Source organism: Parajatrophihabitans canadensis (assembly GCF_053764775.1).
This window is the reverse complement of the sequence record NZ_CM132445.1, coordinates 4,371,067-4,392,281: the sequence shown is the minus strand read 5'-3', so window position 1 is coordinate 4,392,281 and position 21,215 is coordinate 4,371,067. Positions and strand designations below refer to the sequence as shown.

At 64.3% G+C, this 21,215-nt stretch carries 26 protein-coding genes; 13 read left to right on the top strand and 13 right to left on the bottom strand.

Translation table 11 applies throughout. From position 1 onward, the window contains the following. Nucleotides 1-41 precede the first annotated feature (41 nt). Nucleotides 42-1,631 carry an MFS transporter gene (locus ACSMXN_RS21135; RefSeq protein WP_027139708.1) on the bottom strand — a complete coding sequence of 530 codons (1,590 nt, stop codon included), beginning with the start codon at nt 1,629-1,631 and terminating at the stop codon, nt 42-44. A 61-nt stretch (nt 1,632-1,692) separates the two neighbouring features. On the opposite strand from ACSMXN_RS21135, the gene ACSMXN_RS21130 reads away from it, so the two are divergent. Then, on the top strand, nt 1,693-2,085 hold the full coding sequence (locus ACSMXN_RS21130) for a MarR family transcriptional regulator (RefSeq protein ID WP_081649235.1): 393 nt from the start codon (nt 1,693-1,695) through the stop codon (nt 2,083-2,085). On the opposite strand, the gene ACSMXN_RS21125 is transcribed toward ACSMXN_RS21130, so the two are convergent. After that, on the bottom strand, nt 2,082-3,770 hold the full coding sequence (locus ACSMXN_RS21125) for an ABC-F family ATP-binding cassette domain-containing protein (protein ID WP_035944278.1): 1,689 nt from the start codon (nt 3,768-3,770) through the stop codon (nt 2,082-2,084). The genes ACSMXN_RS21130 and ACSMXN_RS21125 overlap by 4 nt on opposite strands. A 200-nt stretch (nt 3,771-3,970) precedes the next feature. Next, nucleotides 3,971-5,128 carry an FAD-dependent monooxygenase gene (locus ACSMXN_RS21120; RefSeq protein ID WP_027139707.1) on the bottom strand — a complete coding sequence of 386 codons (1,158 nt, stop codon included), beginning with the start codon at nt 5,126-5,128 and terminating at the stop codon, nt 3,971-3,973. 49 nt (nt 5,129-5,177) lie between these two features. Between ACSMXN_RS21120 and ACSMXN_RS21115 the strand changes: the two genes are divergently transcribed. Then, the gene (locus ACSMXN_RS21115; RefSeq protein ID WP_022914434.1) at nt 5,178-5,759 is read left to right on the top strand and encodes a TetR family transcriptional regulator; all 582 of its coding nucleotides are present in this window, start codon (nt 5,178-5,180) and stop codon (nt 5,757-5,759) included. Between the two features lie 39 nt (nt 5,760-5,798). Here the strand turns inward: ACSMXN_RS21115 and ACSMXN_RS21110 are convergent, their stop codons facing one another. Then, nucleotides 5,799-6,350 carry a DinB family protein gene (locus ACSMXN_RS21110; RefSeq protein WP_027139706.1) on the bottom strand — a complete coding sequence of 184 codons (552 nt, stop codon included), beginning with the start codon at nt 6,348-6,350 and terminating at the stop codon, nt 5,799-5,801. 66 nt (nt 6,351-6,416) lie between these two features. Continuing rightward, nucleotides 6,417-6,848, bottom strand: coding sequence for a VOC family protein (locus tag ACSMXN_RS21105; RefSeq protein WP_022914432.1), 432 nt, complete (start codon nt 6,846-6,848; stop codon nt 6,417-6,419). A gap of 74 nt (nt 6,849-6,922) precedes the next feature. On the opposite strand from ACSMXN_RS21105, the gene ACSMXN_RS21100 reads away from it, so the two are divergent. After that, a complete protein-coding gene (locus tag ACSMXN_RS21100; protein ID WP_155958464.1) occupies nt 6,923-7,303 on the top strand; it encodes a hypothetical protein in 381 nt (126 codons plus the stop codon). 91 nt (nt 7,304-7,394) lie between these two features. After that, the gene (locus ACSMXN_RS21095) at nt 7,395-8,249 is read left to right on the top strand and encodes a MaoC/PaaZ C-terminal domain-containing protein (protein ID WP_022914430.1); all 855 of its coding nucleotides are present in this window, start codon (nt 7,395-7,397) and stop codon (nt 8,247-8,249) included. 122 nt (nt 8,250-8,371) lie between these two features. On the opposite strand, the gene ACSMXN_RS21090 is transcribed toward ACSMXN_RS21095, so the two are convergent. After that, nucleotides 8,372-9,427 (bottom strand): MBL fold metallo-hydrolase, encoded by a 1,056-nt coding sequence (locus ACSMXN_RS21090; RefSeq protein ID WP_022914429.1) that lies wholly within the window; start codon nt 9,425-9,427, stop codon nt 8,372-8,374. A 254-nt stretch (nt 9,428-9,681) separates the two neighbouring features. Here ACSMXN_RS21090 and ACSMXN_RS21085 point away from each other — a divergent pair, with 254 nt between their 5' ends. Next, nucleotides 9,682-10,692, top strand: coding sequence for an alcohol dehydrogenase catalytic domain-containing protein (locus ACSMXN_RS21085; RefSeq protein WP_022914428.1), 1,011 nt, complete (start codon nt 9,682-9,684; stop codon nt 10,690-10,692). 45 nt (nt 10,693-10,737) lie between these two features. Here ACSMXN_RS21085 and ACSMXN_RS21080 read toward each other — a convergent pair whose 3' ends face one another. Beyond that, nucleotides 10,738-11,091: a TraR/DksA C4-type zinc finger protein gene (locus ACSMXN_RS21080; RefSeq protein WP_022914427.1), complete on the bottom strand. Its 354-nt coding sequence runs from the start codon at nt 11,089-11,091 to the stop codon at nt 10,738-10,740. A gap of 37 nt (nt 11,092-11,128) precedes the next feature. Here ACSMXN_RS21080 and ACSMXN_RS21075 point away from each other — a divergent pair, with 37 nt between their 5' ends. The 3 genes from ACSMXN_RS21075 (at nt 11,129) to ACSMXN_RS21065 (ending at nt 13,517) form a co-directional block, all read left to right on the top strand. Beyond that, entirely contained in the window at nt 11,129-11,782 is a 654-nt protein-coding gene (locus ACSMXN_RS21075) for an O-methyltransferase (protein WP_022914426.1), read from the top strand. 84 nt (nt 11,783-11,866) lie between these two features. Then, nucleotides 11,867-12,724 (top strand): aldo/keto reductase, encoded by an 858-nt coding sequence (locus ACSMXN_RS21070; RefSeq protein WP_022914425.1) that lies wholly within the window; start codon nt 11,867-11,869, stop codon nt 12,722-12,724. Between the two features lie 79 nt (nt 12,725-12,803). Beyond that, nucleotides 12,804-13,517: a VOC family protein gene (locus tag ACSMXN_RS21065; RefSeq protein WP_022914424.1), complete on the top strand. Its 714-nt coding sequence runs from the start codon at nt 12,804-12,806 to the stop codon at nt 13,515-13,517. Here ACSMXN_RS21065 and ACSMXN_RS21060 read toward each other — a convergent pair. From ACSMXN_RS21060 to ACSMXN_RS21040, 5 genes are all read right to left on the bottom strand, one after another. Continuing rightward, nucleotides 13,446-14,258: an alpha/beta fold hydrolase gene (locus tag ACSMXN_RS21060; protein WP_022914423.1), complete on the bottom strand. Its 813-nt coding sequence runs from the start codon at nt 14,256-14,258 to the stop codon at nt 13,446-13,448. The two genes, ACSMXN_RS21065 and ACSMXN_RS21060, sit on opposite strands and share 72 nt — an antisense overlap. A 121-nt stretch (nt 14,259-14,379) precedes the next feature. Further along, the gene (locus ACSMXN_RS21055) at nt 14,380-14,835 is read right to left on the bottom strand and encodes an SRPBCC family protein (protein WP_022914422.1); all 456 of its coding nucleotides are present in this window, start codon (nt 14,833-14,835) and stop codon (nt 14,380-14,382) included. A 206-nt stretch (nt 14,836-15,041) separates the two neighbouring features. Next, nucleotides 15,042-17,255: a catalase/peroxidase HPI gene (gene katG, locus ACSMXN_RS21050; RefSeq protein WP_196811376.1), complete on the bottom strand. Its 2,214-nt coding sequence runs from the start codon at nt 17,253-17,255 to the stop codon at nt 15,042-15,044. Nucleotides 17,256-17,356: 101 nt separating this feature from the next. Beyond that, nucleotides 17,357-17,806, bottom strand: coding sequence for a Fur family transcriptional regulator (locus tag ACSMXN_RS21045; protein WP_155958463.1), 450 nt, complete (start codon nt 17,804-17,806; stop codon nt 17,357-17,359). A gap of 160 nt (nt 17,807-17,966) precedes the next feature. Beyond that, the gene (locus ACSMXN_RS21040; protein WP_022914419.1) at nt 17,967-18,521 is read right to left on the bottom strand and encodes a hypothetical protein; all 555 of its coding nucleotides are present in this window, start codon (nt 18,519-18,521) and stop codon (nt 17,967-17,969) included. A gap of 269 nt (nt 18,522-18,790) precedes the next feature. On the opposite strand from ACSMXN_RS21040, the gene ACSMXN_RS21035 reads away from it, so the two are divergent. Continuing rightward, a complete protein-coding gene (locus tag ACSMXN_RS21035; RefSeq protein ID WP_022914417.1) occupies nt 18,791-19,216 on the top strand; it encodes a DUF3592 domain-containing protein in 426 nt (141 codons plus the stop codon). 101 nt (nt 19,217-19,317) lie between these two features. On the opposite strand, the gene ACSMXN_RS21030 is transcribed toward ACSMXN_RS21035, so the two are convergent. Beyond that, nucleotides 19,318-19,581, bottom strand: coding sequence for a helix-turn-helix domain-containing protein (locus ACSMXN_RS21030; protein WP_035944277.1), 264 nt, complete (start codon nt 19,579-19,581; stop codon nt 19,318-19,320). A gap of 125 nt (nt 19,582-19,706) precedes the next feature. On the opposite strand from ACSMXN_RS21030, the gene ACSMXN_RS21025 reads away from it, so the two are divergent. Genes ACSMXN_RS21025 through ACSMXN_RS21010 form a run of 4 tightly spaced genes read left to right on the top strand, consistent with a single transcriptional unit; the run spans nt 19,707 to nt 21,178 of the window. Continuing rightward, nucleotides 19,707-19,892, top strand: a complete 186-nt coding sequence (locus ACSMXN_RS21025; protein ID WP_455407788.1) for a DUF4244 domain-containing protein — start codon at nt 19,707-19,709, stop codon at nt 19,890-19,892. A gap of 13 nt (nt 19,893-19,905) precedes the next feature. Next, nucleotides 19,906-20,307, top strand: coding sequence for a TadE family type IV pilus minor pilin (locus tag ACSMXN_RS21020; RefSeq protein WP_196811369.1), 402 nt, complete (start codon nt 19,906-19,908; stop codon nt 20,305-20,307). Nucleotides 20,308-20,333: 26 nt separating this feature from the next. Continuing rightward, complete coding sequence (locus ACSMXN_RS21015; protein WP_081649246.1) at nt 20,334-20,801, top strand: Rv3654c family TadE-like protein; 468 nt, start codon at nt 20,334-20,336, stop codon at nt 20,799-20,801. Between the two features lie 20 nt (nt 20,802-20,821). After that, nucleotides 20,822-21,178, top strand: a complete 357-nt coding sequence (locus ACSMXN_RS21010; RefSeq protein ID WP_022914411.1) for an ArsC/Spx/MgsR family protein — start codon at nt 20,822-20,824, stop codon at nt 21,176-21,178. Nucleotides 21,179-21,215 lie beyond the last annotated feature (37 nt).

Genomic DNA, 21,215 nt, shown 5'->3' with positions numbered 1-21,215 from the left:
GCGGTCATTGATCAGGCGGTCATTGATCAGGCGGTCATTGATCAAGCAGTGGCTGATCGATCGGTGGCCGGCTCAAGTCGTCGGCTGATGGCCCGAAGCCTGAACACCGTTGCCAGCAAACCGAGCGAAGACACCCCGACGACGACTCCGATCGCAGTCGTCATGCCGGGCAGTAGGTGGTCATGGACAGACGTTGCCCCGGATCCGCCAAGGATTGCGCTTACCACGGCGAGCACGATGGCGCCGCCGATCTGCATGCTGGTATTGACCAACCCCGAAGCCAATCCCTGCTCGTGATCCGGCACGCCCGCGGTGGCTTGGGAGTTGACGGACGGGAAGCAGAGCGCGAAGCCGATGCCGAGTAGCAGCATGGTCGGTAGCAGGAAGTTCGCATACGACATGTTCGGCTCGACCCGAAGGAACAGGGCGTACCCGCCGAGCAAGGACAGCAGCCCGAAGAGAATCAGCTTGGTCGTATGGACGCGCTCGAGGATGGCGCCCATCCGTGGCGCGCTTGCGACGACGATCGCCCCGGTCGGTAGAAACGCCATCGCCATGCCGAGCGGCGACCAACCGAGCGAGTTCTGGACATACAGCGTAACTACAAACTGGAATGCGACGTACCCACCGAACATCGATGCCGCGGCGATGTTGGCGTGCACCAGGGAGGCCGAGCGCAAAATGCCCAGGCGCACCAACGGCCGCGGGTGCCGGCGTTCGATGAGCACGAACGCCGTCATCAGGGCCGCGCTGACACCGAGTAGCACGATGGTCAGCGGCGCTCCCCAACCGCGGGTGGGTGCCTGGACGACCGCGAAGACCAGTATCAGCAAGGAGGCCGTGCTGCTGAACGCGCCCGCGAGATCGAAATGGCTGAGCGTCACGCGCTCACGAGCAGCTGCGGGGATGACCTTGATACCGGCGATGAGCAGCGCGATGGCGACCGGTCCCGGAACGAGAAAGGTGGCGCGCCAACCTAGCTCGGTGAGGAGGCCACCGAAGACAAGTCCCAACGAGAAGCCGCTGGCCCCGCAGACCGTGTAGATGCTGAGGGCGCGACTTCGGGCCGGACCTTCAGCGAAAGTGGTGGTGATGATCGATAGGCCGGCCGGCACCGTGAACCCGGCCGAAGCGCCTTTGACGAAACGCAACGCGATCAGCGCCAGGTCGTTGCTCAGAAATGCGCTGATGACCGAGGCGGTGCCGAACACTGCGATCGCGACCAGGAAGACCCGTCGTCGTCCGAGCAAGTCGGAGGCTCGTCCGCCCAACAGCAAGAAGCTGCCGTAGCCCAGGACATATCCGCTGACGATCCATTGCAGCGAACTCGCCGACAGGTGAAGGTCGGTACCGATCGACGGCAGCGCCACGCCAACCATCGAGAGGTCGAGCCCGTCAAGGAAGAGCGCGCCGCACAGCACAACGAGTAGCGCCCAGGTTGCGCCCGTCCAGTTGAGGCCTGCGGTCGTCGGTGTCGTCGAGTTCGAGCCGAGGCTCCGCGGCTCCGGCCGGGCGAGGGTCGCGACCGGACTGGACTGCTCAGGCGGTTCGGTAGATGACAGTGAAGTGGGTGTGGGCGCATCGGCGCCCAGATCGAGGTCAGTCACGTCGACTATCTTATGCATATGCATCTAATGCGCAAGCATAATATGAGCAGGAATATTATGCTGTCGCATGTGTTATAGTGCGATCATGTCCCAGCGCAGCGATGACGACCTCGCCGCGGAATGGCATGACCTCATGGGCCGCTATCACCGGCTGACCTGCAGTCTCGATCGCGAGCTGCTGGCTAAGCACGACATCACCGTGAGCGATTTCGAAGTGCTGCAACAGCTGCACGCCACGACCAGCCCCGACGGCCAGGTACGGATGCACGAGCTCGGTGAGCAGGTTCACCTCACGCAGAGCGCGCTTTCCAGGCTCGTCAGCAGGCTCGAGCGCGATGGTCTGGTCGAGCGAGGAATGTGCACCGATGATCGACGGTCGGTATGGACCAAGATCACCCCCGCCGGAGAACAGCGTTTCATCGAAGCCAAACCGACACAGCGCGCCATCCTCCGCGAGCAGAACGCCGAACGCGTCTAAGTCCTTGGCTGCACTGTCGGTCGGTGGCCACTTGGCGCGTCGAGTTCATGCTCGCTTCGAGGTGCCAGGCGAAGCTCGGTGCCGGCCCAGCGCGATCGCAACCATCGATCGTGACTGGCGATGACGATAGCTCCGGGCCCCGTGCCCAACGCTTCCTCCAGTTCGTCGGCAAGCTGCGGTGAAAGATGATTGGTCGGTTCGTCGAGCAGTAACAGCTCGGGTGGGTCTGCAAACAGCAGCGCCAGTGCGAGGCGACGACGCTGGCCGACGGAGAGGTCGCCGGTCAGCGTTGAGCTATCTCGCGGTGCGATAAGGCCGAGCGAGCGCAGTGGTACCGCCTCGGCGCGTTCAACCCCGACGAAGTCTTCGTACGTCTGACCCACCGTGCGATCCGGTCGGTCGAAGACGGTGTCCTGAGCTAGCAGTGCTACCCGGAGAGCGTGTCGCCGGTGCACATCACCCAAGGCCTCCAATCGTCCGGCCAACACCGCCAGCAGTGTGGACTTACCGGCACCGTTCGGGCCGGTGATGAGCAATCGGTCACAGGCTGACACGTCGAGGCGCTCCAGCGCGAGCCGACCCGGCACCCGGACGCCGCGCAATGAGACCAGCAGACCGTCCGATGCGGGGACCACGAGCGTCGACGCCTGTAACCGAAGTGGGTCCGGCGGCTTGCGAACCTGGGTGCGCTCCAATTCGTCGAGCCTGCGAGCGGTGTCTCGCACCCGTCGCGAGATCTGGTTCTGCACGCGGCCGGCGGTGTGGCCGGCGCCCATCTTCTCGTTGTCGCGGGGCGCGCGGCCGGGCGCAACGTTTCGCGATGTCACCGCGACGGCGCGGCGCAATTCGGCGAGTTCGTGCTGGTCTTCGGCGAAGCGCCGTTCCCAGCGCTGTCGCTCCTGGTGTTTCTGCGCCTGGTACGCCGTGTAGTTACCCCCGTAGCGAATTGGGCCTTCGACCGCCGGGTCAAGGTCGATCAGGTCAGTGCAGACAGCGTCGAGCAGCGCGCGATCATGGCTGGCCAATACGACGACGCCAGGTAACTCGCGCAATTGCTCCTCGAGAAAGGCGCTGGCGTCGTCGTCGAGATGGTTGGTGGGCTCGTCCAACAACAGGGCCGTCGGCCGGCGAATGAGCAGTGCTCCCAGCGCAAGCCGGGCCCGTTGGCCACCAGAAATGTCGGCGAGCCGGCGGGCGTGCTCGATACCTGCGAGGCCCAGCCCGTCAAGCACCAGCTTGGCTCGCCGGTCGGCATCCCAGGCGTCGTGCTCGTGCGCCCGTTCAAGTCGGTCGCCATACTCTGCCAGCACCTCGTCGTAGCCACCAGATCGCTCCAGCGCACTGCGGTGAGCAATGCCAGCGAGCTGGCGGGTCAGTCGATCGAGCTCGGCAAGGTCCTCGCGCGCGTCATGAAGAGCATCGTCCATCACATCGGCAATCGTTGCGCTCGGATCGAACGGCATCTCCTGATGGAGAAAGCCGAGATCGACAGGCCGTACGACGGCGCCGGAGTCGGGTTCGTCCATGCCCGCAAGTAACCGGAGCAGGGTCGACTTTCCAACGCCGTTTTCGCCGATGAGCCCGATCCGTTGGCCCGGGGCACCGATCAGCGAGATGCCTTCCAGCACCCGCCGTGAACCGAACGTGCGGACGAGATCACGAGCAACAAGAGGAGATACAGCCACTGGGACGCCGCCAAACGAGGTTGTTCTCTCGCCCGCCGGGCACGGCCACGGTCGCGGGCATTGGGGAAGTCACTGGCTCACATCGCAGCTGAGCCTAGCGGAGGCCCGCGCGAGGCGCTCGTCATTTATTGGCGACTAGCTACCTGCCTGCCTGCCGACTGGTCATGCTGTCGCCGCGATGCCGAAAGCACCGGCATCACTCATCTGATGGTTGAAATGGGTTGCCAGTCGAGTACCGGCCGCAGCGAGCGGGCCATGACCCCTGCTGGCAACGCGGTCGACAAGAGCGCGACGGTCCGCGAGATCGTGGCAGGTGCTTGAAAGATCCGACCGGCATTGTGTGAACGTCGCACCAGGTCAGCGCCACGCGGCACCCGCAACGCCGAATATTGCTGCAGGGCATCCAGAACGGACGGCTGCGAAGCCAGCAGCGCCCCGAGCGTCGCAGCGTCTTCCAGCGCTTGGCAACCGCCCTGGCCGAGGTCGGGTGTCATGGCGTGCGCCGCATCGCCGACCAGGGCCACCCGGTCGCGATGGTAGGTGGTCATCGGCGTAGACATCTCGTAAACATCGGTACGGATCGCGTCGCCAACCCCCAGGGCGCCGATGATCTGTGGGATCGGACGATGCCAGGAACCGAAGCGGCGCATCAGTTCGACGCGTTCGTCCGCAGCGTGCTGTCCGGCCTCGCCATTGGCGGTCGCGTAGCAGTAGACCTCGTCGTCGGCCACTGGCAGGACCGCGAAGCGCAGGCCTCTTGCTCCCCAAGTCTCCGCCGGTTCAACAGTCTCCTCGACGCGAGGGGTGAGCATGCGCCAGGTCGTGTAGCCGGCGTAGCTCAGCTGCCCGTTGCCTGGAAACAGCTGGTCACGTAACCGTGAATTGGCACCGTCGGCGATCACGAGCAGATCGCAGTGATGTTCTTGGCGGTTGGTACGAATCGTGACACTGGTTTCGTTCAGGGTCACGCCGGTTGCCGTTTCGTCGAAGTTGAGTCGGCCTGACCGGAGCTGATCCCGGAGCGCGGCCAGCAGATGCTCACGATGTGTGAGTACCAGCGACAGGCCGAAACGGCGCTCGATCGCTGCCGTGAGGTCAGTGCGCGCGATCCAGCGCCCGCTCGGCGTACGGACGCCGCTGCGTCCGCTCAGCGTGGCGCCGTGCCTGACCGGCTCCTGCACGCCGAGCGCAGCGAGAGCGCGAAGCGCGTTCGGCCACAAGCTGATAGCTGAGCCGGCAACGTGATCGGCTGCTCGACGCTCCAGGACGAGCACCCGCCAGCCGGCCTGCTCGAGTGCGACTGCCGCCGCCAGCCCTCCCACGCCTGCTCCGACGACCACCGCGTTCCCTGTCGACATGTCGTCTCCTAGGCTCCTCTACAGATGTAGAGGAGCCTACGCTTCGGGGATGCCCAGCAGAACCGAGGATCGCCGGACCGCGATCGCCGACACGGTCATAGAGGTTCTCGCATCCCAGGGCGCTCGCGGGCTGACTCATCGCGCGGTAGACACCGCCGCTGATCTACCGCCCGGCTCGACCTCGTATTACTTCCGGACGCGTGAAGCGCTCCTCATTGCTGCCGCAGGTCGTCTGGCCGACCTCGATCTAGCGGCTGGTGGCCACGCGACACCGCCTCGGACGATTGACGAGCTGGCGGAGATGCTTGCCCGCCTCGTCTACGCGCAGGCCAACCTCTACCGCGACAGAACACTCGCCCGATACCACCTCAGCCTTGAAGCAGCCCGCTACCCGGCAGTGAGCGCAGTGCTTGACGAACTCGGGACACGCTTCACGCTGGCAGCAGTCGCCCTGCTTACTGCCGTAGGTGCGGACGATCCGCACCGCGATGCACGTGCGCTCGTTGCCGTCTGCGCAGGCATCGTCTACGAGTCCACCGTCGGCGGACAACGGCCGTTTACCCGGGCCGAAACCAAGGCCGTACTTCTCGACCTGCTTCGGGCGCGTACGGCTAGCGACACCGCGACATAAGGAGTTCCGCGGCGCTTGGTGGCACTAGGAACAGCGCTGTCAACGCGGTGGATCCTCCCCGACGAGCCCGTCAACCGACTCCCGAATGAGGTCTGCGTGGCCGATATGGCGCGCATATTCCTCGATCAGGTCGATGAGGATGCGCCTAAGGCTGGGCGAACGGCCGTCTGGCCAGATGCGCCGTGCGAGCTGGTCCAGCCCTCCTTCGGCCAACACCTCGTTCACCGCTGCCCGGGATCGGGCGACCGATTCCGCCCAGAGCGCCATCAGTTCCTCGGGGGTGTCCTGGGCAGCCGTCCGCCATTCCCAGTCGGGGTCAGCGTCCCAGTCCACCTGGTCCCACGGTGGGGACGGCGCTTGGCCGAGCAGCCGGCCGAGAAAGTAATCGTCCTCGACGAGGGCAAGGTGCTTGAGCAGTCCGCCGAGGGTCATAGTCGACGGGGCGAGCGTGGATCGCAGGCCGGCCGCATCTAATCCGCCGCATTTCCAAGCGAAAGTCGCTCGTGCACGGTCAAGTGAGCCCAGCAGGGTGGCGGTTTCGTCGCCTGCGACGGGCGGTTCGGGGTAAGCCGCTTCGTTCAGATCTGCCATGGCTGTGACGGTAGCGGCCGACGGCGACAACTTGTCATTGCTTGGACGCTGAATCGATCCACCGGGTCAATCGAAACCGACCGATACTCCGCCCCATTCCTCCGGGGCGACATCGGCGAGGGTTTGGGAGAACGTCCATTGGTGACCCGCTGGGTCCTCGGCGGAGTACTGGCGTTCGCCGTACTCGAAGACAGTCGGTTCCATCAGAATGCGAGCGCCGTTTTCGCGCGCACGTTCGCAATGCGCGTGCACGTCCGCCACGCGGACCGTCACCGAATGCGTCTGCTCGCCTGGGCGGGGTGGGCGACGATCGCCGTGCGCTTCGCCGACGATGACGGCTCCGTCACCGAACTGAAGCTGAGCGCGGTGATTCTCGCCTATACGTACCCGTTCAACGAAGCCGAAAGCTGCGGAGAGCCACCCCACCGCCTCCCGAACGTCGGGGTAGATCAATACCGGAATCACGGTGGCCGACGGCATCGAACGGTTGGGTTGCATGCCGCCATTCAACAACGACGGTAGCGTTCGCGACCAAAGCTATGCCCAGCTGGCTTTCACCGCGAGGAGAACCGTTGATTCTGAATCTGCACGAGCGGTGGCTCCTGCGAACGTTAGGGGTCGGTCGAGCCGAGCGACAGTCCTTGTTCGGCGCGCTTGCCGAGCAGGCACTGCCAGCAGGCGACGTCGACCTGCTCGCCGAGGCCGGGGGCTACACGCTTGGCAAACGATCGGTACGCAAGGATTTGGAATCTCTGTTCGACCGGCTGTTGAGCCCCTACGCGGTGGCGACGCACGGCGTCGCGTACGGCAATCGCCGTTACCGAAGGGACGTAATTCTCGTTGCCGCTTTGCATCAAGCTGGTGTCGACGCCTCGGAGTATCGGACCGGAGCCGCCGCTGGCTACTGCAGCCTGAGTCAATTCAAGGAGCTTGTCGGCGCAAAGCCCTCATGACGTGCTTCACAGTGCGCACTCTGGTTAAGCCAGGGTCGCGTCCGTAACGTGCGAAGTGAGCCCGCCTTACTTGGTTAGGAGATTGCCCGTGATGGACAGCACCAAGGTTCCGTTCGGCGAGAAGATCGGGCCGTTCACGAATTTCTGTGACCCGGACGAGATCGCCGCATTTGCGTTGGCGATCAACGACGACAACCCGCTTTACCAGGACGGGCGCGCGATTCCGCCGACTTATGCGGTGGTTCCGGTGTTCCAGGCGATGCGAAGCGTTCCACAAGTACCCGAGGACGCGATGAATGGGGGTCGCGGCGGCGGTCACGGTGAGCACGAATTGCTCATCCACAAGCCGATCACGCCGGGAATGGTGTTGCACACGACAGCTGACCACTATGCGGCGATCGTCAGCAAGGCCGGGATGAACGTTTTCATCCGGTTGATCAGCGTCGATGATTCCGGCGAGACCGTGCTCGAGCAGTACTGGTCCTCAATCATGGTCGGAGAGGCTACCGGCGGAAATCAGGGCGGCCCGATCCCAGACCACACCTTCCCAGAGGACGCCCGTGAACGGCTGGTTGGCACGATGACCCTGACGTCGACTCGCGACCAGACCTTCCGGTACGCGGGTGCTTCAGGAGACCGGGCGATCATCCATGTGAGCGATCAGGCCGCGACGGGAATGGGCCAGTCCGGCAAGTTTTTGCAGGGCGCCTGCTCGCTGGGTATCGCCAGCAAGGCGTTGGTGGCCCTAGCAGCGGGCGGAGACCCTCGGCGCATCCGGAGAGTTGCCGTCCGCTTCGCCGGTTACGTCTTTCCCCAGAAGTACCTCGATGTGTCGGTCTATGACATCGGGCCAACGGACAACGGCCGACACGCATATGCCTTCGAGGTGATCTCGGAGGGCCGGGCGGTATTACGCCACGGCCGAGTCGAGGTTCTGCCCGCGTAGTCGGCTCGTCGTGATCGCTCGCTAGTTATGGGTCGCTAGCCGCCCGTTGGCTGTCGTACGAGTCGCCATTTCAGCCGACTCAACATGAGACCAGGCGCTAGGTATGAAGCAGGGACAGGTAGTTAGGCCGCAGAGAACCGGAAGGATGATCCGCTGCTGCCCGCGACCCATGCCTCTGGTAGAGCCTTCGCCAGGGCGTGCTGAGCGCGCCAACCAGTGCAGTGGCCGGCTACCACGAGAGCTGGCGCCATCTCGGTGAGCGCGTCAGCTGTGCGACCGATGATCGGTTCGAATGCCGGGCCGCCAAGGTGCAGACCTCCCATCAGAGCGTGGAGAACGGGCACCTGGGTGAGCCGCTGTGCGTGCCGGACGATGTTGATCGCGCCGGCGTGCCCGCAGCCGGTCAGGACGACCAAACCGCGGCCGCGCACCTGCACGACCAGGGCCTGATCGTCGAGCACCAGCGGGTCAGGTTGCCAGGTCGACCCGTTCCAGGCTTGGTGCGTCGGCGGCATTCCGTGTTCGAAGTCGGTGGTTCGATCGACCTCTCCGGTGATCAGAACGCACCCGTCCACGAGGAGTGAGGGCTCCCGCCGTTCGATCATGGCAAAGCCCTCACCTTGCAATGCCCGCTTGCTCAGGGTCGGCAGCTCCTCCGGCTCCCGTCCGGGAACCGCTAGTCGCCGCCGTGTCCAGATCATCGGGTGAACCACCATCGGCAACGATTGGACACCTCGTTTGCCGGCCATCCCGGCAAGGCCGCCCGCATGGTCGAAGTGGCCATGGCTGAGCACGATCGCTTGAATCTGCGAGAGGTCGAGGCCGAGCCGGTCAGCGTTGATGACCATCGCATCCGGTGAGAGGCCGGTGTCGAACAGCAGGGTCGTGGTCGTTTCGCCGCGGCGCACGCTGACGAGGGCTGAGAAACCGTGCTCGGCCATCAGTCCCACTGTCGTCGACCCGGACTCGAACTGCGGTGCTCGTGCCGTACCGACGTCGAACGGTGCTCGGGTGGTGGTCTCGTCTCCGGTGAGTAGGGCATCGTAGACGTTGTCGACGAGCGTCGTGATGACGAGCTCGTCGACCGGCTCCAGCGGTATCGGATCAACGGCGATGCCGGCAGCGGCACGCGGCGCGGACTCAGCGGCCTGTCCGAAATTCGTCGGGTCGTTACACATTGATACATTCCAGCGTTGCGTCGATGTTTAGCATGGGTTCTTCCTCGTTGGATGCGGTTCAGATCTTCTTCGGTGTCTTGATCGCAGTAAGTGCTCGTGCCTACTCCATGATGAGCACGCGACGTGGCGAAACGCTCCTCAATTGCCCGCGCGACACTGGCGGCGGTCGAGGGCTATGTTCTACAACGTGTCTGCGACGACGTGGACCGATTCAGCCTCAGCGTGAGGGGATTCGCAGACATGGGAACGTCGCGATGAGAGCGGCCGTCTTTCGCGGCGTCGGCCAACCGCTGGCCTTGGAGACGCTGCCCGATCCTGAACCCGGGCCCGATGACGTCATAATCGAGGTACATCGGTGTGGCATCTGTGGCACAGACCTTCACCTGACGTCGGGGGAGCAATCCGGCATGCCGGAAGGCTCCGTAATGGGCCACGAATACGCGGGCGTCGTAGTAGAACTGGGCTCAGCAGTTCACGACTACCGGGTGGGTGATGTGATCACCGCGTTGCCCTCGACCGGTTGCGGTGAGTGCGAGGCGTGCAGGCACGACAACGTCACGCTCTGCTTCGGTTGGCCAGGTGTCGTCGGTGGATTCGGTGAATTCCTTCGCGTTCCGACCAGTACGGCGATCAAGCTGTCGAGCGCGCTGTCGGTTGCTGATGGCGCACTCGTCGAGCCGCTGGCCGTGGGCCGCTACGCCACGCGGCTGGCCGCCCTTCACCGCGATGCGCGCATCCTCGTGCTCGGTGCAGGCGCTCTCGCGCTCTGCACCGTCTATTGGCTTCGTCGGTCGGGTGCCGCGCGGATCGTTGCTATGTCGCGATCACCGCTGCGGGCCGAGATGGCAATCAGCATGGGCGCCGACGCCTTCGTCCAGTCCGGTGAGAACGAGATCGGTGAGGCCATCGAGGCCCTCGGGGGCCCTCCAGACGTGGTCTTCGAGTGCATCGGCGTTCCTGGTGGGCTGACCCGGGCCGTCGGGCACGTCCGCCCTTTTGGGCAGGTCGTATCGATGGGCTTTTGCACATCACCTGACATGCTGGTGCCCGCTATGGCGGGGATGAAGGCAGTCAGCCTGCAGTTCCCGGTCGCCTACACGATGGGCGACTTTCAGCATGTGGCTGATGTGATGGCTGCCGGTCATGTCGACCCGAAGATGCTCATCAGTTCGGTCGTGTCACTGGATGACCTTCCACACGCGTTTGAGCGACTGCGTCGCCCGAACACCGAAACGAAGGTGCACGTCGCCCCAACGGGCGGTTGATCGTCACCGCTCGGCCGTCACCCTTCGATCGTCACCGTATGGCTATCACCGTTTTGCTCGTGCGGCGCAGGTGATGCACAGCCGCGCCCCAGGTAGCAGCGCTAACCGTTCCTGCGCGATGTTTTCGCCGCATCGCTCGCACAGACCGTAGCGGCCGGCGTCCAGCCTGACGAGCGCCGCTTCAATGTCAGCGAGGTGCGCTTGCGCGGCCGCTCGAACCGCTGCCAGTTGCTCGCGTTCGAACGCCACTGTGGATCCTTCGGGGTCGTGCTCGTCGTCGAGGTTGCTGTCCACCGCAGCCGCCGCGATCGCCTCGAGGTCTGCCGTCATCGAGGCGATCCGAGCGAGGGTGGCATCGCGATCGGCTGCGAGCACCTGCGCCACTGCCTGCTTGGCCATAGTTCTTCATACCTCATCCCCGGACTAGCCTGGGACCATGCGTAACTTCACGGTCACAGAAGCGGTACGCGACTACGCAGTCGATCATGGCAAGTGGTTGCCGGACGATGTGATTCGCCAGCTGCACAAGGAGACTGCAGAGTTGGGCAGCGCCGCCGGTATGCAGATCGGCGATGATCAGGGTCAATTCCTGACGATGATGGCCCGGCTCGTCCAAGCCCGCCGGGCCGTGGAGGTCGGAACGTTCACGGGTTATTCGAGTCTCTGCATCGCACGCGGTTTGGTCGATGGCGGTTCGTTGCTGTGTTGTGACGTCAGCGAGGAGTGGACGTCGATCGCCAGGCGCGCGTGGGAGCGAGCCGGACTGAGTGATCGGATCGAGCTGCGCCTCGATCCGGCCATCAAGACGTTGAAATCGCTGCCGATGGAGGCCGACCTCGATTTGGTCTTCATCGACGCGGACAAGCCCGGCTACCTGTCGTACTGGGATGAGCTGGTTCCGCGGGTACGTCAGGGCGGCGTTTTACTCGCGGACAACGTGCTCTGGAGCGGCGACATCGTTGATGAGACCATCGCCGATGCGAACGCGGTGGCGCTTCGGGCTTTCAACGACAGGGTCGTGGCCGATGACCGGGTCGAGGCCCTGATATTGACGGCATTCGACGGCCTCACCATCGCGCGCAAGCGCTGAACGGAATCGACTGTGGCCCGCACCCGGATCGCACAACAAGCTCGCATGCGTTGATCGGGACACGCGCCACCAGAAGGAGGAGCAATGAGCAACGCTGTATTGGCATCTGAGGCTGGTTCCATCGATATCGGCGGGGACCTCACCGTGAACCGCCTTGGTTTCGGCGCGATGCGCCTTACCGGTCCGGGTATTTGGGGGCCACCGCCGAGCCTGGAGGTAGCCCGAGCTGTGCTTCGACGGGCGATCGAGCTCGGAGTGAACTTCATCGATACCGCCGACTCCTACGGACCGCACATCAGCGAAACCTTGATCGCCGAAGCGCTGTACCCGTACCCGGACGATTTGGTGATTGCGACGAAGGGTGGCCTCGAGCGCACCGGCCCCGGTGAGTGGCCGATCAATGCACATCCGGAACACCTCAAATCCGCGTGCGACGGCAGCCTGCAGCGGTTGCGCCTCGAACAGATTCCGCTGTATCAGCTGCACCGCCCCGATCCGAGGGTCCCTTATGCGGAGTCGGTTGGTGCCCTGGTTGAGTTGAAGGATCAAGGAAAGATCCGGCACATCGGAGTATCGAACGTCAACGAGGAGCAACTTCGCATCGCGCAGACACTTACGCCGGTCGTGTCGATCCAGAATCGCTACAACCTGACCGACCGTGATTCGGAGACGTTGATCGACCTGTGCGAACAGGAGAGCCTGGTATTCCTGCCCTGGGCTCCGATTCAAGAGGCCGAGGGCAACGCCACGATCGTCGAGATCGCGAAGCGGCGCGACATCACTGCCTTGCAGGTCGTGCTCGCCTGGTTGCTTGGGCGCTCACCGGCCATCTTGCCGATTCCAGGTACCGGATCGGTCGAGCACCTCGAGGCGAACGTCGCCGCGGCGGGAATTCACCTGGACCCGCGTGAGATCGCCGATCTCAACGAGAGCGTCTCCTGACTGACCAAAGCTGGGTGACTCGGCAAACGGTTGGTTCGGAGCCATCGCGTTGTCGGAGGTCGGGCGCAGAATTGTCCGCATGACAGTCACCGGACGTTTGGAACTCGCCGCGTTTGATGCGCGGGACATCGACACGCTCGCTTCGTTCTACGCCGCGCTGGCCGGGTGGGAGATTGCGCGCAAGGATTCGGACTGGATCACGATCCGCGCCGAAGACGGCCAGGAGGTGGGCTTCCAGTTTGCCCCCGACCACCTGCCACCCCAGTGGCCTGGTCAGAAGCTTCCACAGCAGTTCCACCTTGATCTGCAGGTCGACGGCATCGAGGCCGCGGCCGTGCGGGCGATCGAACTGGGGGCGACCCGGCTGGCGGACGGTCCGACATGGATCACGTTGGCCGATCCGGCCGGTCACCCCTTCGACCTGTGCCAGGCGGAGGGAGTCGGCCCGGTCATGAAGCTCTTCGCGGTGACCATCGACACGGCGGATGCTTTGCCGTTGGCTCGCTTCTACGCGCAACTGCTAGGTATGGAGATCACCTACGACGGGCCAGAAGGAGCGTTGATAGCAGGCGATGACAAGAGCATCATGTTCCAGCAGGTTGGCGAGTACACGCCACCGGGTTGGCCGGACCCAGCACGTCCGCAACAGGCGCATCTCGACATCACCGTCGATGACCTCGATTCAGGTGAGGCGCGCGCGCTCGAGCTTGGCGCTTCACGGCTAAACGGTGGCGGCGAGCGCTTCCGGGTCTTCGCCGATCCTGCCGGGCATCCGTTCTGCCTCACTCTGTAGCGCAGTCCGATCGGCGGATTGCGAGGCTCGCTCGATCCCTAACAGAACGAGATCGGCGAACGCTTCGGGTGCCGTGCGGTGGGCGTTGTGTCCGCCGCCGGCAACCGATACCAGGTCGACCTGACCGAGGACATCGGTCAAGTGATTCTGCATCGAGACGACTGGAAAGGTGTCGCTGTAGCCGTATACGACGGGCATCTGGAGCTCGGCGATGTCATAGGGCGGCGTCTCCCCGCGAACTCCGCGTTCTTCGACGACGAACGACCTAGCCTGTACGCGGCGCCGCGATCGTTCCTCGGCGCTCATCTCGTCATACCTAGCACCGAACATCAGGCGCAGTCCGGCGTCTTCAGGGTCCTCGCCCCACAAAAGCTGTCGGAGCCGGTCGTCCCACCCAGGAACCCATGCCATCACAGACTCATACATGACCAGGGCGCTGACGAGTTCTGGCGCCCGAACCGCTGCCCCGGCGGCCACGACACCGCCGAAGGAATGACCGACGACGACGGCTCGACGGTTGTCCAATACGGCGATCAGGTCGTCTACGTGTGACTCGAAATCCGCGGGCGTGCCGGCTGCGTCGGTTGAGGAGCCGTAGCCACGACGGTCGTAGCGGAGCATGCGGCACTTGGAGTCGAGAATCTCGGTGACGCGGTTGAAGGACCGTCCGCTGTCGAGAACGCCGTGAACGAGCAAGACGAGGGGATCGCCCGCGCCGGTCATTGTTACCGAAAGGTCCATAAGACGAGGACGTTACTAGGCCAGTGCGGCCACCGAATCGTGGCCCCAGGCGCGGACGGTCGCACTGGCCTTACCGGATTGCTGAAACTTTCATCGTCCAGGCGTTGTTACTGGCTGGTTGTTACTGGCTGGTCGTCAGTGGCCGGGTGGCCCCGACGCCCGTGCTGATCAAACTTCGCAAACTATCGTTGACCAAGAAGGTCCACGCGTTCGAACAGCTATCGAAGCACTCATACTCGGGCACCAGACCCAGGTGGGTGAATCGGACCTCCGTCCGATTGCCCGCTTTCGAGATGTCGAACCGAATTTCCGTCCCCTCCCATTCGGTCTTGTTGTCGGCAAAGCTGAGATGCGCTTCTACCACTCGCCAAACGACCGTCTTGCCAGGGACGAACTCGGTTACCTTTTGGGTACTTCGATGGACATCCTCGTAGCGGTAGGTGAACTCAGACCCGAGCTGGTCGGCGTCACCGTCGATTTCGCCCAGCCACCATCCGCGGACGTTATTGATTGCCGCGAAGGCTTCCTGCGGGGTCTGATCCACCGTTATGGCAGTCGTGAACTCTTGACCATTCATCGTTCCTCCAAGGTTAAGCAACTAATGGTTGCGTAATAACGCTAGCAAGCGTCGCCGTGCTTAGCAACCCTTGGTTGCGAAGCGGACTGGGGCTTGACGCAGCAGCGACGAGAGAACGAAAAATGTCCAGGTCGGCCGTGAAGGCCGACCTGGACATCTCGGAACGGATCAACAGGTGAAACAGCTGGTCACGCGGATCAGGCGGATCAGGCAGAAAGGTCGTACCGATCGAGGTTCATGACCTTGGTCCAGGCGGCGACAAACTCCCGCACGAACTTTTCCTTCGCGTCATCGCTCGCATAGACCTCCGCGAGTGCACGAAGCTCCGAGTTCGAACCGAAGACCAGGTCGACCCGGCTACCGGTCCACTTCAGCTCACCCGTGGCGCGGTCGCGGCCCTCGTAGGTGGCCGGTTCTCCGCTTTCCTCGGACGCCGCCGTCCATGTCGTGGCCATGTCGAGCAAATTCACGAAGAAATCATTGGTCAGCGATTCGGGCGTTGAGGTCAGGACCCCGAGCCGGGACTGGGCGAAGTTCGCGCCCAGCACTCGCAGGCCGCCGACCAGGACGGTCATCTCGGGCGCACTCAGATTCAGCAAGTTCGCCCGGTCGACCAGCAGGTATTCGGCCGGCAGCCGGTGGCCCTTTCCTAGGTAATTGCGGAACCCGTCCACGGTCGGCTCGAGCGCGGCGAAGGACTCAACATCGGTCTGCTCCTGAGACGCGTCGGTGCGCCCTGGGGTGAACGGAACCTGGACATCCTGGCCCGCGGCCTTTGCGGCCCGCTCGACCCCGGCGCTGCCGCCGAGCACGATGAGATCGGCAAGCGAGATCTTCTTGCCGCCGGTCTGGGAGCCATTGAACGATTCTTGGATGCTCTCCAGGGTGCGCAGCACCGTTGCCAGCTCGTCGGGACTGTTGACCTCCCAGTCCTTCTGAGGTTCGAGTCGGATGCGTGCCCCGTTTGCGCCGCCGCGCTTGTCGCTGCCGCGGAACGTCGACGCCGATGCCCACGCGGTCGAGACCAGCTGCGCGACGGACAGGCCCGAGGCGAGGATCTGGCTCTTGAGGTTTGCCACGTCCTCGGAGTTGACGAGCTCGTGGTCGACCTCAGGGACCGGGTCCTGCCAGATCAGCGTTTCCTGCGGTACCAGCGGGCCGAGGTAGCGTTCCCGCGGACCCATGTCACGGTGCGTCAGCTTGTACCAGGCTCGGGCAAAGGCGTCCGCGAAGGCGTCCGGGTTCGCCAGGAAGCGTCGCGAGATCTGCTCGTACACCGGGTCGAACCGGAGTGCGAGGTCGGTCGTCAGCATCATCGGCGTGCGCTTCACCGATGGATCCTCAGGGTCTGGCACGGTTCCGGCCGCGGCACCGTCCTTCGGCTGCCACTGGTTGGCCCCGGCTGGGCTCTTGGTGAGCTCCCACTCGTACCCGAACAGGTTCTCGAAGAAGCTGTTGTCCCACGTGATCGGGGTGGACGTCCAGATGACCTCGATCCCGCTGGTGATCGCGTCTCTGCCCTTGCCGGTGCCGAAGGAGTTCTTCCAACCGAGCCCCTGCTCCTCCAGCGGCGCGCCCTCGGGTTCGGGGCCGACGTACTCGTCCGGGTCGGCTGCGCCGTGTGCCTTGCCGAAGGTGTGGCCGCCCGCGATCAGCGCGACCGTCTCCTCGTCGTTCATGGCCATCCGCCGGAAGGTTTCGCGGATGTCCCGGGCCGACGCCACCGGGTCGGGGACGCCGTTCGGCCCCTCGGGATTGACGTAGATCAGGCCCATCTGGACAGCTGCGAGCGGGTTCTCCAGCTCACGGTCACCGGTGTAACGCTCGTCGCCGAGCCAGGTGTCTTCGGGACCCCAGTAGACGTCCTCGTCGGGTTCCCAGACATCTTCCCGACCGCCGGCGAAGCCGAAGGTCTTGAACCCCATCGACTCGAGAGCGCCGTTGCCGGCCAGGATGATCAGGTCAGCCCAGGAGATCTTGCGGCCGTACTTCTGCTTGATCGGCCAGAGCAGCCGGCGGGCCTTGTCGAGGTTGCCATTGTCGGGCCAGCTGTTGAGGGGCGCGAAACGCTGCATACCGGCGCCAGCACCGCCGCGTCCATCGCTGATGCGGTACGTGCCCGCACTGTGCCACGCCATTCGGATGAAGAACGGCCCGTAGTGACCGAAGTCGGCCGGCCACCAGTCCTGCGACGTGGTCAGCACCTGCGCGACGTCGCTGCGCACGGCATCGAGGTCGAGGGTCGCGAACTCTGCGGCGTAGTCGAAGTCCTCGCCCATCGGGTTTGCGACCGCTGGGTGCTTGCGCAGGATCGCGAGGTTGAGCTGGTTCGGCCACCAGACTCGGTTTCCCGCGCCTTCAGTCGGATGGTTCGGATGCCCGGTCGCAACAGGGCACTGGCCTCCGCTCTCCTCGTTCATCTCTCCAACAACGGCGTTCGGACTGTCAGACACTGGAAAATCCTTCCGGGTTCAGCGGGTGTGATCAGTGGGCGTAATCAGTGATGACTTCAGAGGTGCACTCAGGCACTTTGTTCGGTGGAACACGCGGGGCAGACGCCCCAGTAGATGACCTCGGCCTCGTCGATCGCGAAGCCATGGTCGTTGGAAGCGGTCAGGCAAGGCGTGGTGTCGACGGCACAATCGACGTCGGCGATGATGCCGCATGATCGGCACACGACGTGGTGGTGGTTGTCGCCGACCCTCGACTCATAACGGGCCACAGAGCCTGCCGGCTCGATCCGGCGGACGAGTCCCGCGGCTGTCAGTGCCCGCAGCACGTCATAGACCGCCTGGTGCGACACCTCGCCGAGATCCTGACGCGCGACACCGAGAATGTGGTCGGTGTCGGCGTGCGGATGTTGGTAAACGGCCGATAGGACGGCCACCCTGGGACGCGTTACCCGTAGGGAGGCCCCGCGCAACAAATTTTCGATACCCGACGTCGTGGACACTCTCAGAGGTTGTCCCATTTTCTGGAATCAGTCAAGAGCAGCCTCGGCGTGTGAGTCCGATTCACAGGCCAGGTGCTGGCTCGCGACCAGCTGGACCAAGACGGCGAGGGCATCCTGATCGGCACGGAATCACTTGGCATTACAGCGGATAGCGCATCACCGCGGATACCGAGCAGGATCAGTGCAGGTGCGAGATGGTGATCTTCAGCAGAATCATGACCACCCCTAATCCTCCCGCCGCGCTGGTCATCACCAGCAGGCCACCGCCGCGCAGGTGAAGAGCACGACCCGCCGACCAGCCGTAGTAGGTGAGCATCGCGACGGTGACGCCCAGCGCCGTGTAGGCGGCGCCGGGCGCAGATGCCCCGAGTAGTCGGGCCACGGCCAAGGCCAGCAGAGGTACGTAGGACGCGCTGACCATCGGCCACTTGTGTGCCAAGCCGGAGCGAATCTGCGGCCACGACGGTAAGTGCCCAGCGCTGGCGTGCTCTCCCACTTCGGCGTATTCCTCGGCCAGCCAGTACACGAGAAGGGTGACAAAGACAGCCAGCACCAACGGCACGGTGTGGAGTTGACCCCCTGCCGACGCCAGCACGGCCGCAGTCACGACGAGCCCGTAGAGTCCGGCGGCGCGGCGCACACGGACCGGGCGTACCTCTTCGCTTCCGTCCTGCTCTGCGTCCGGCGTCGGCGTCGAGGGCTCGGTCTCGTCATGCCTTTCGGGCGGCACCATGGGTCATCCGATCTGTCGCGGTTCGGCGCCCGGACGTGACCGCGTCGTGGTCGCGTTTTCCATCGCGGGCCCTTTCGACGTTGCGCATCGCGCCTTCGGTTGGCGCCAGAAACCGTAGCCGGATCGGACACCACGATGGCCTTGCCGCGCATCCGAGTGCATCACCCCGCCAGGGTGAGCAAGGACGGAGTTCTCGCTTTGGACGCTTCGACATGATCCCTGCCACAAATGATTCTGCATCCGGATGATCATGGTCCAAGCTTCGAAGCATGGCGGTCGTGTGGGCGCTCGGATTCATGGGCGCAGTCGGTTTGATCGGTGCTATCGGCCTTTTCAGCCAAGGATGGCGAGCCCGTAAAGGGACGATCGTCGCCGGCACGATCGTCGCCATCGAGGCGAAGCGGATGAGTCCGTCTGCCAACATCCCCCAAAACGGCCGCTCTCAGCGGACCAGGACGTATGCCCCCGTGGTGGAATTCACCGACTCGACGGGGCAGCTTCATCGGGTAACGGCCAGCCTCAGTGGCACCGGGCGTCCCGAAGTCGGCACCAGCGTGCAGGTCTCCTATCAGCCCCAGAACCCCGACCGGGCCATCGTCATGGAACTGCCCGGGCAAGCTGGCGCCAAATGGGTGTTTCTCGTGCTCGGCATTGTGTGTGCCGCGATCGCGATCGTCGTCGCCGTCAACGGCTGATCTGCCCCGACACGTCAACCGCCGATTGAGCGTTCTGGATGAGCTGCCCCGCGTGGACACCCGCGAGGACGACCTCCAGCACTTTCGGCTTGAGCGGGGGGTCATCGGCTCGAGTCGTCTCTGCGCGACTCGTCCCGGCGGCCGTGGCCCATAGCGGCTCGCAGCGAGAGCTGCGACGTTTCGCGCTCGCGGACATCGAGCGACAGGCCCAGCGCACCGAGTAGCTGGAGCAGCTTTGCCAGAGACGCGCCGCCGTGGCCGGTCTCGACCTGGTGGAGCCACATCCGGCTGACGTTGGCCATACCCGCTAAGTCAGACTGAGTAAATCCCATTGCGACCCGTCGATCCTGAACGATGTTGCCCATGTCCTGACGCGTTAGGCGCCGACGGTGGCTGTTCACAGGACGGAGCGTCGTCCACAGGCGCGCTCCTGACGACCCACACCGAGGCGAGCGACGGTTGGCTGATCGGCATGAACTCCTTCAGACGAATCGCCCAGCGGGTAAAGGGAAGCAGGATAAGTGACAACGAGCTTGGGATGAGCACCGCCGAATATGCGGTTGGGACGGTGGCGGCGGTTGCCTTTGCTGCGGTGTTGTTCAAGGTTGTGCAGTCGCCTGCGGTGCAGTCTGCTCTGTCGGACATCGTGACCTCGGCGTTGCATGTCTCGCTGTAGGTGGTTTGTGGGCGTGCATTCGCGCGTGCGCCGAGGCGGCGGGGGTGATCTGGGCGATCGGGGCATGGTCACCGCTGAGCTCGCGACTGCGTTGCCGGTGCTGGTGGTGTTGGCTCTGGTGGGGGTTGCGGCGGTTGGTGTTGGTCAGGCGCGGGTGCGGTGTGCCGATTCAGCGCGGGAGGCTGCTCGTGCGGTGGCCAGGGGTGATGCCGCGAGCGCCGGTGCTCTCGCGCGGGCGGCAGCGGGCCGGCCGGTGACGGTGTCGACCGTGGTGGTGGCAGGCGACACGAGCGTGACGGTAGGAATGCAGCTGCGCCCGGTGCGGTGGTTGCCGCCGCTGACAGTGTCTGAGACGGCAGTGGCCGCCACGGAGCCGGACGCGTCCAACTCCGACAGCTCACCCGATCCGCCATGACCGGTTGCGGTATTCAACGTCTCCGGGTGCGGTTACTGCGGCGCGCTGTGGTTGGTGAGTCTTCGGCCAACGATGTGGGTTCGGCGACGTTGTGGGTGTTCGCGTTCGCGACTTTGATCATGACGGTGGCGATCGTGGGGGTGGCCAGGACGGCTGCGGTGCTCGCTCGTCATCGGGCCGAACGTTCGGCAGACCTCGCCGCACTCGCCGCGGCGCAACAGATCGGTACCGGGGGAGACTCCTGCGCTGCCGCGCGACGCATTGCAGCGAGCAACCAGGCCGCGGTCGCGTCGTGTGTGACAGCGATCGATGCAAGCGGCCGGACGGGCACGGTCACCGTTGTCGTCAACGCCGAGGTTCGGCTGCCGATCGCGGGTGCTCGGCAGGTGACAGCACGAGCGAGAGCGGGCCGTCTTCCCGCCGTAGCGGGCGCAGCGAACGGCCAGCGCAACGGCGCTGCCGACGGTCAAGTCCGAGGCGATCAATCGCCCTGACCTCTACTAGGCTTGCCGTCATGGCCGATCTGACCCTGCTCCACAACACCGCCTGCTCTACCTCTCGGCACGCATTGGAGGAGATCCAGTCGGCGAAACTCGATGTCGACGTCGTTCAGTATCTCAAGACCCCACTCGATCGGAACGCCCTGCTCGACCTGATCAAGCAGCTCGAAGACCCCGCCGCCGATTTGGTCCGCAAGGACGACTTCTTCAAGCAGCAGAACCTGATTGCCGAAGATTATGTGACGCCTGAGGCAGTTGCAGATCTGCTCGTGAAGTACCCCCCACTCATGCAGCGCCCGGTTCTGGTGCGCAACGGCCGGGCCATCATCGGTCGTCCCAAGGCACGCGTCGGGGCCTTTCTCGCCAACTGAAGGCGGCTCGCAGTGACGCGGTGGCCGATGAGTTAGG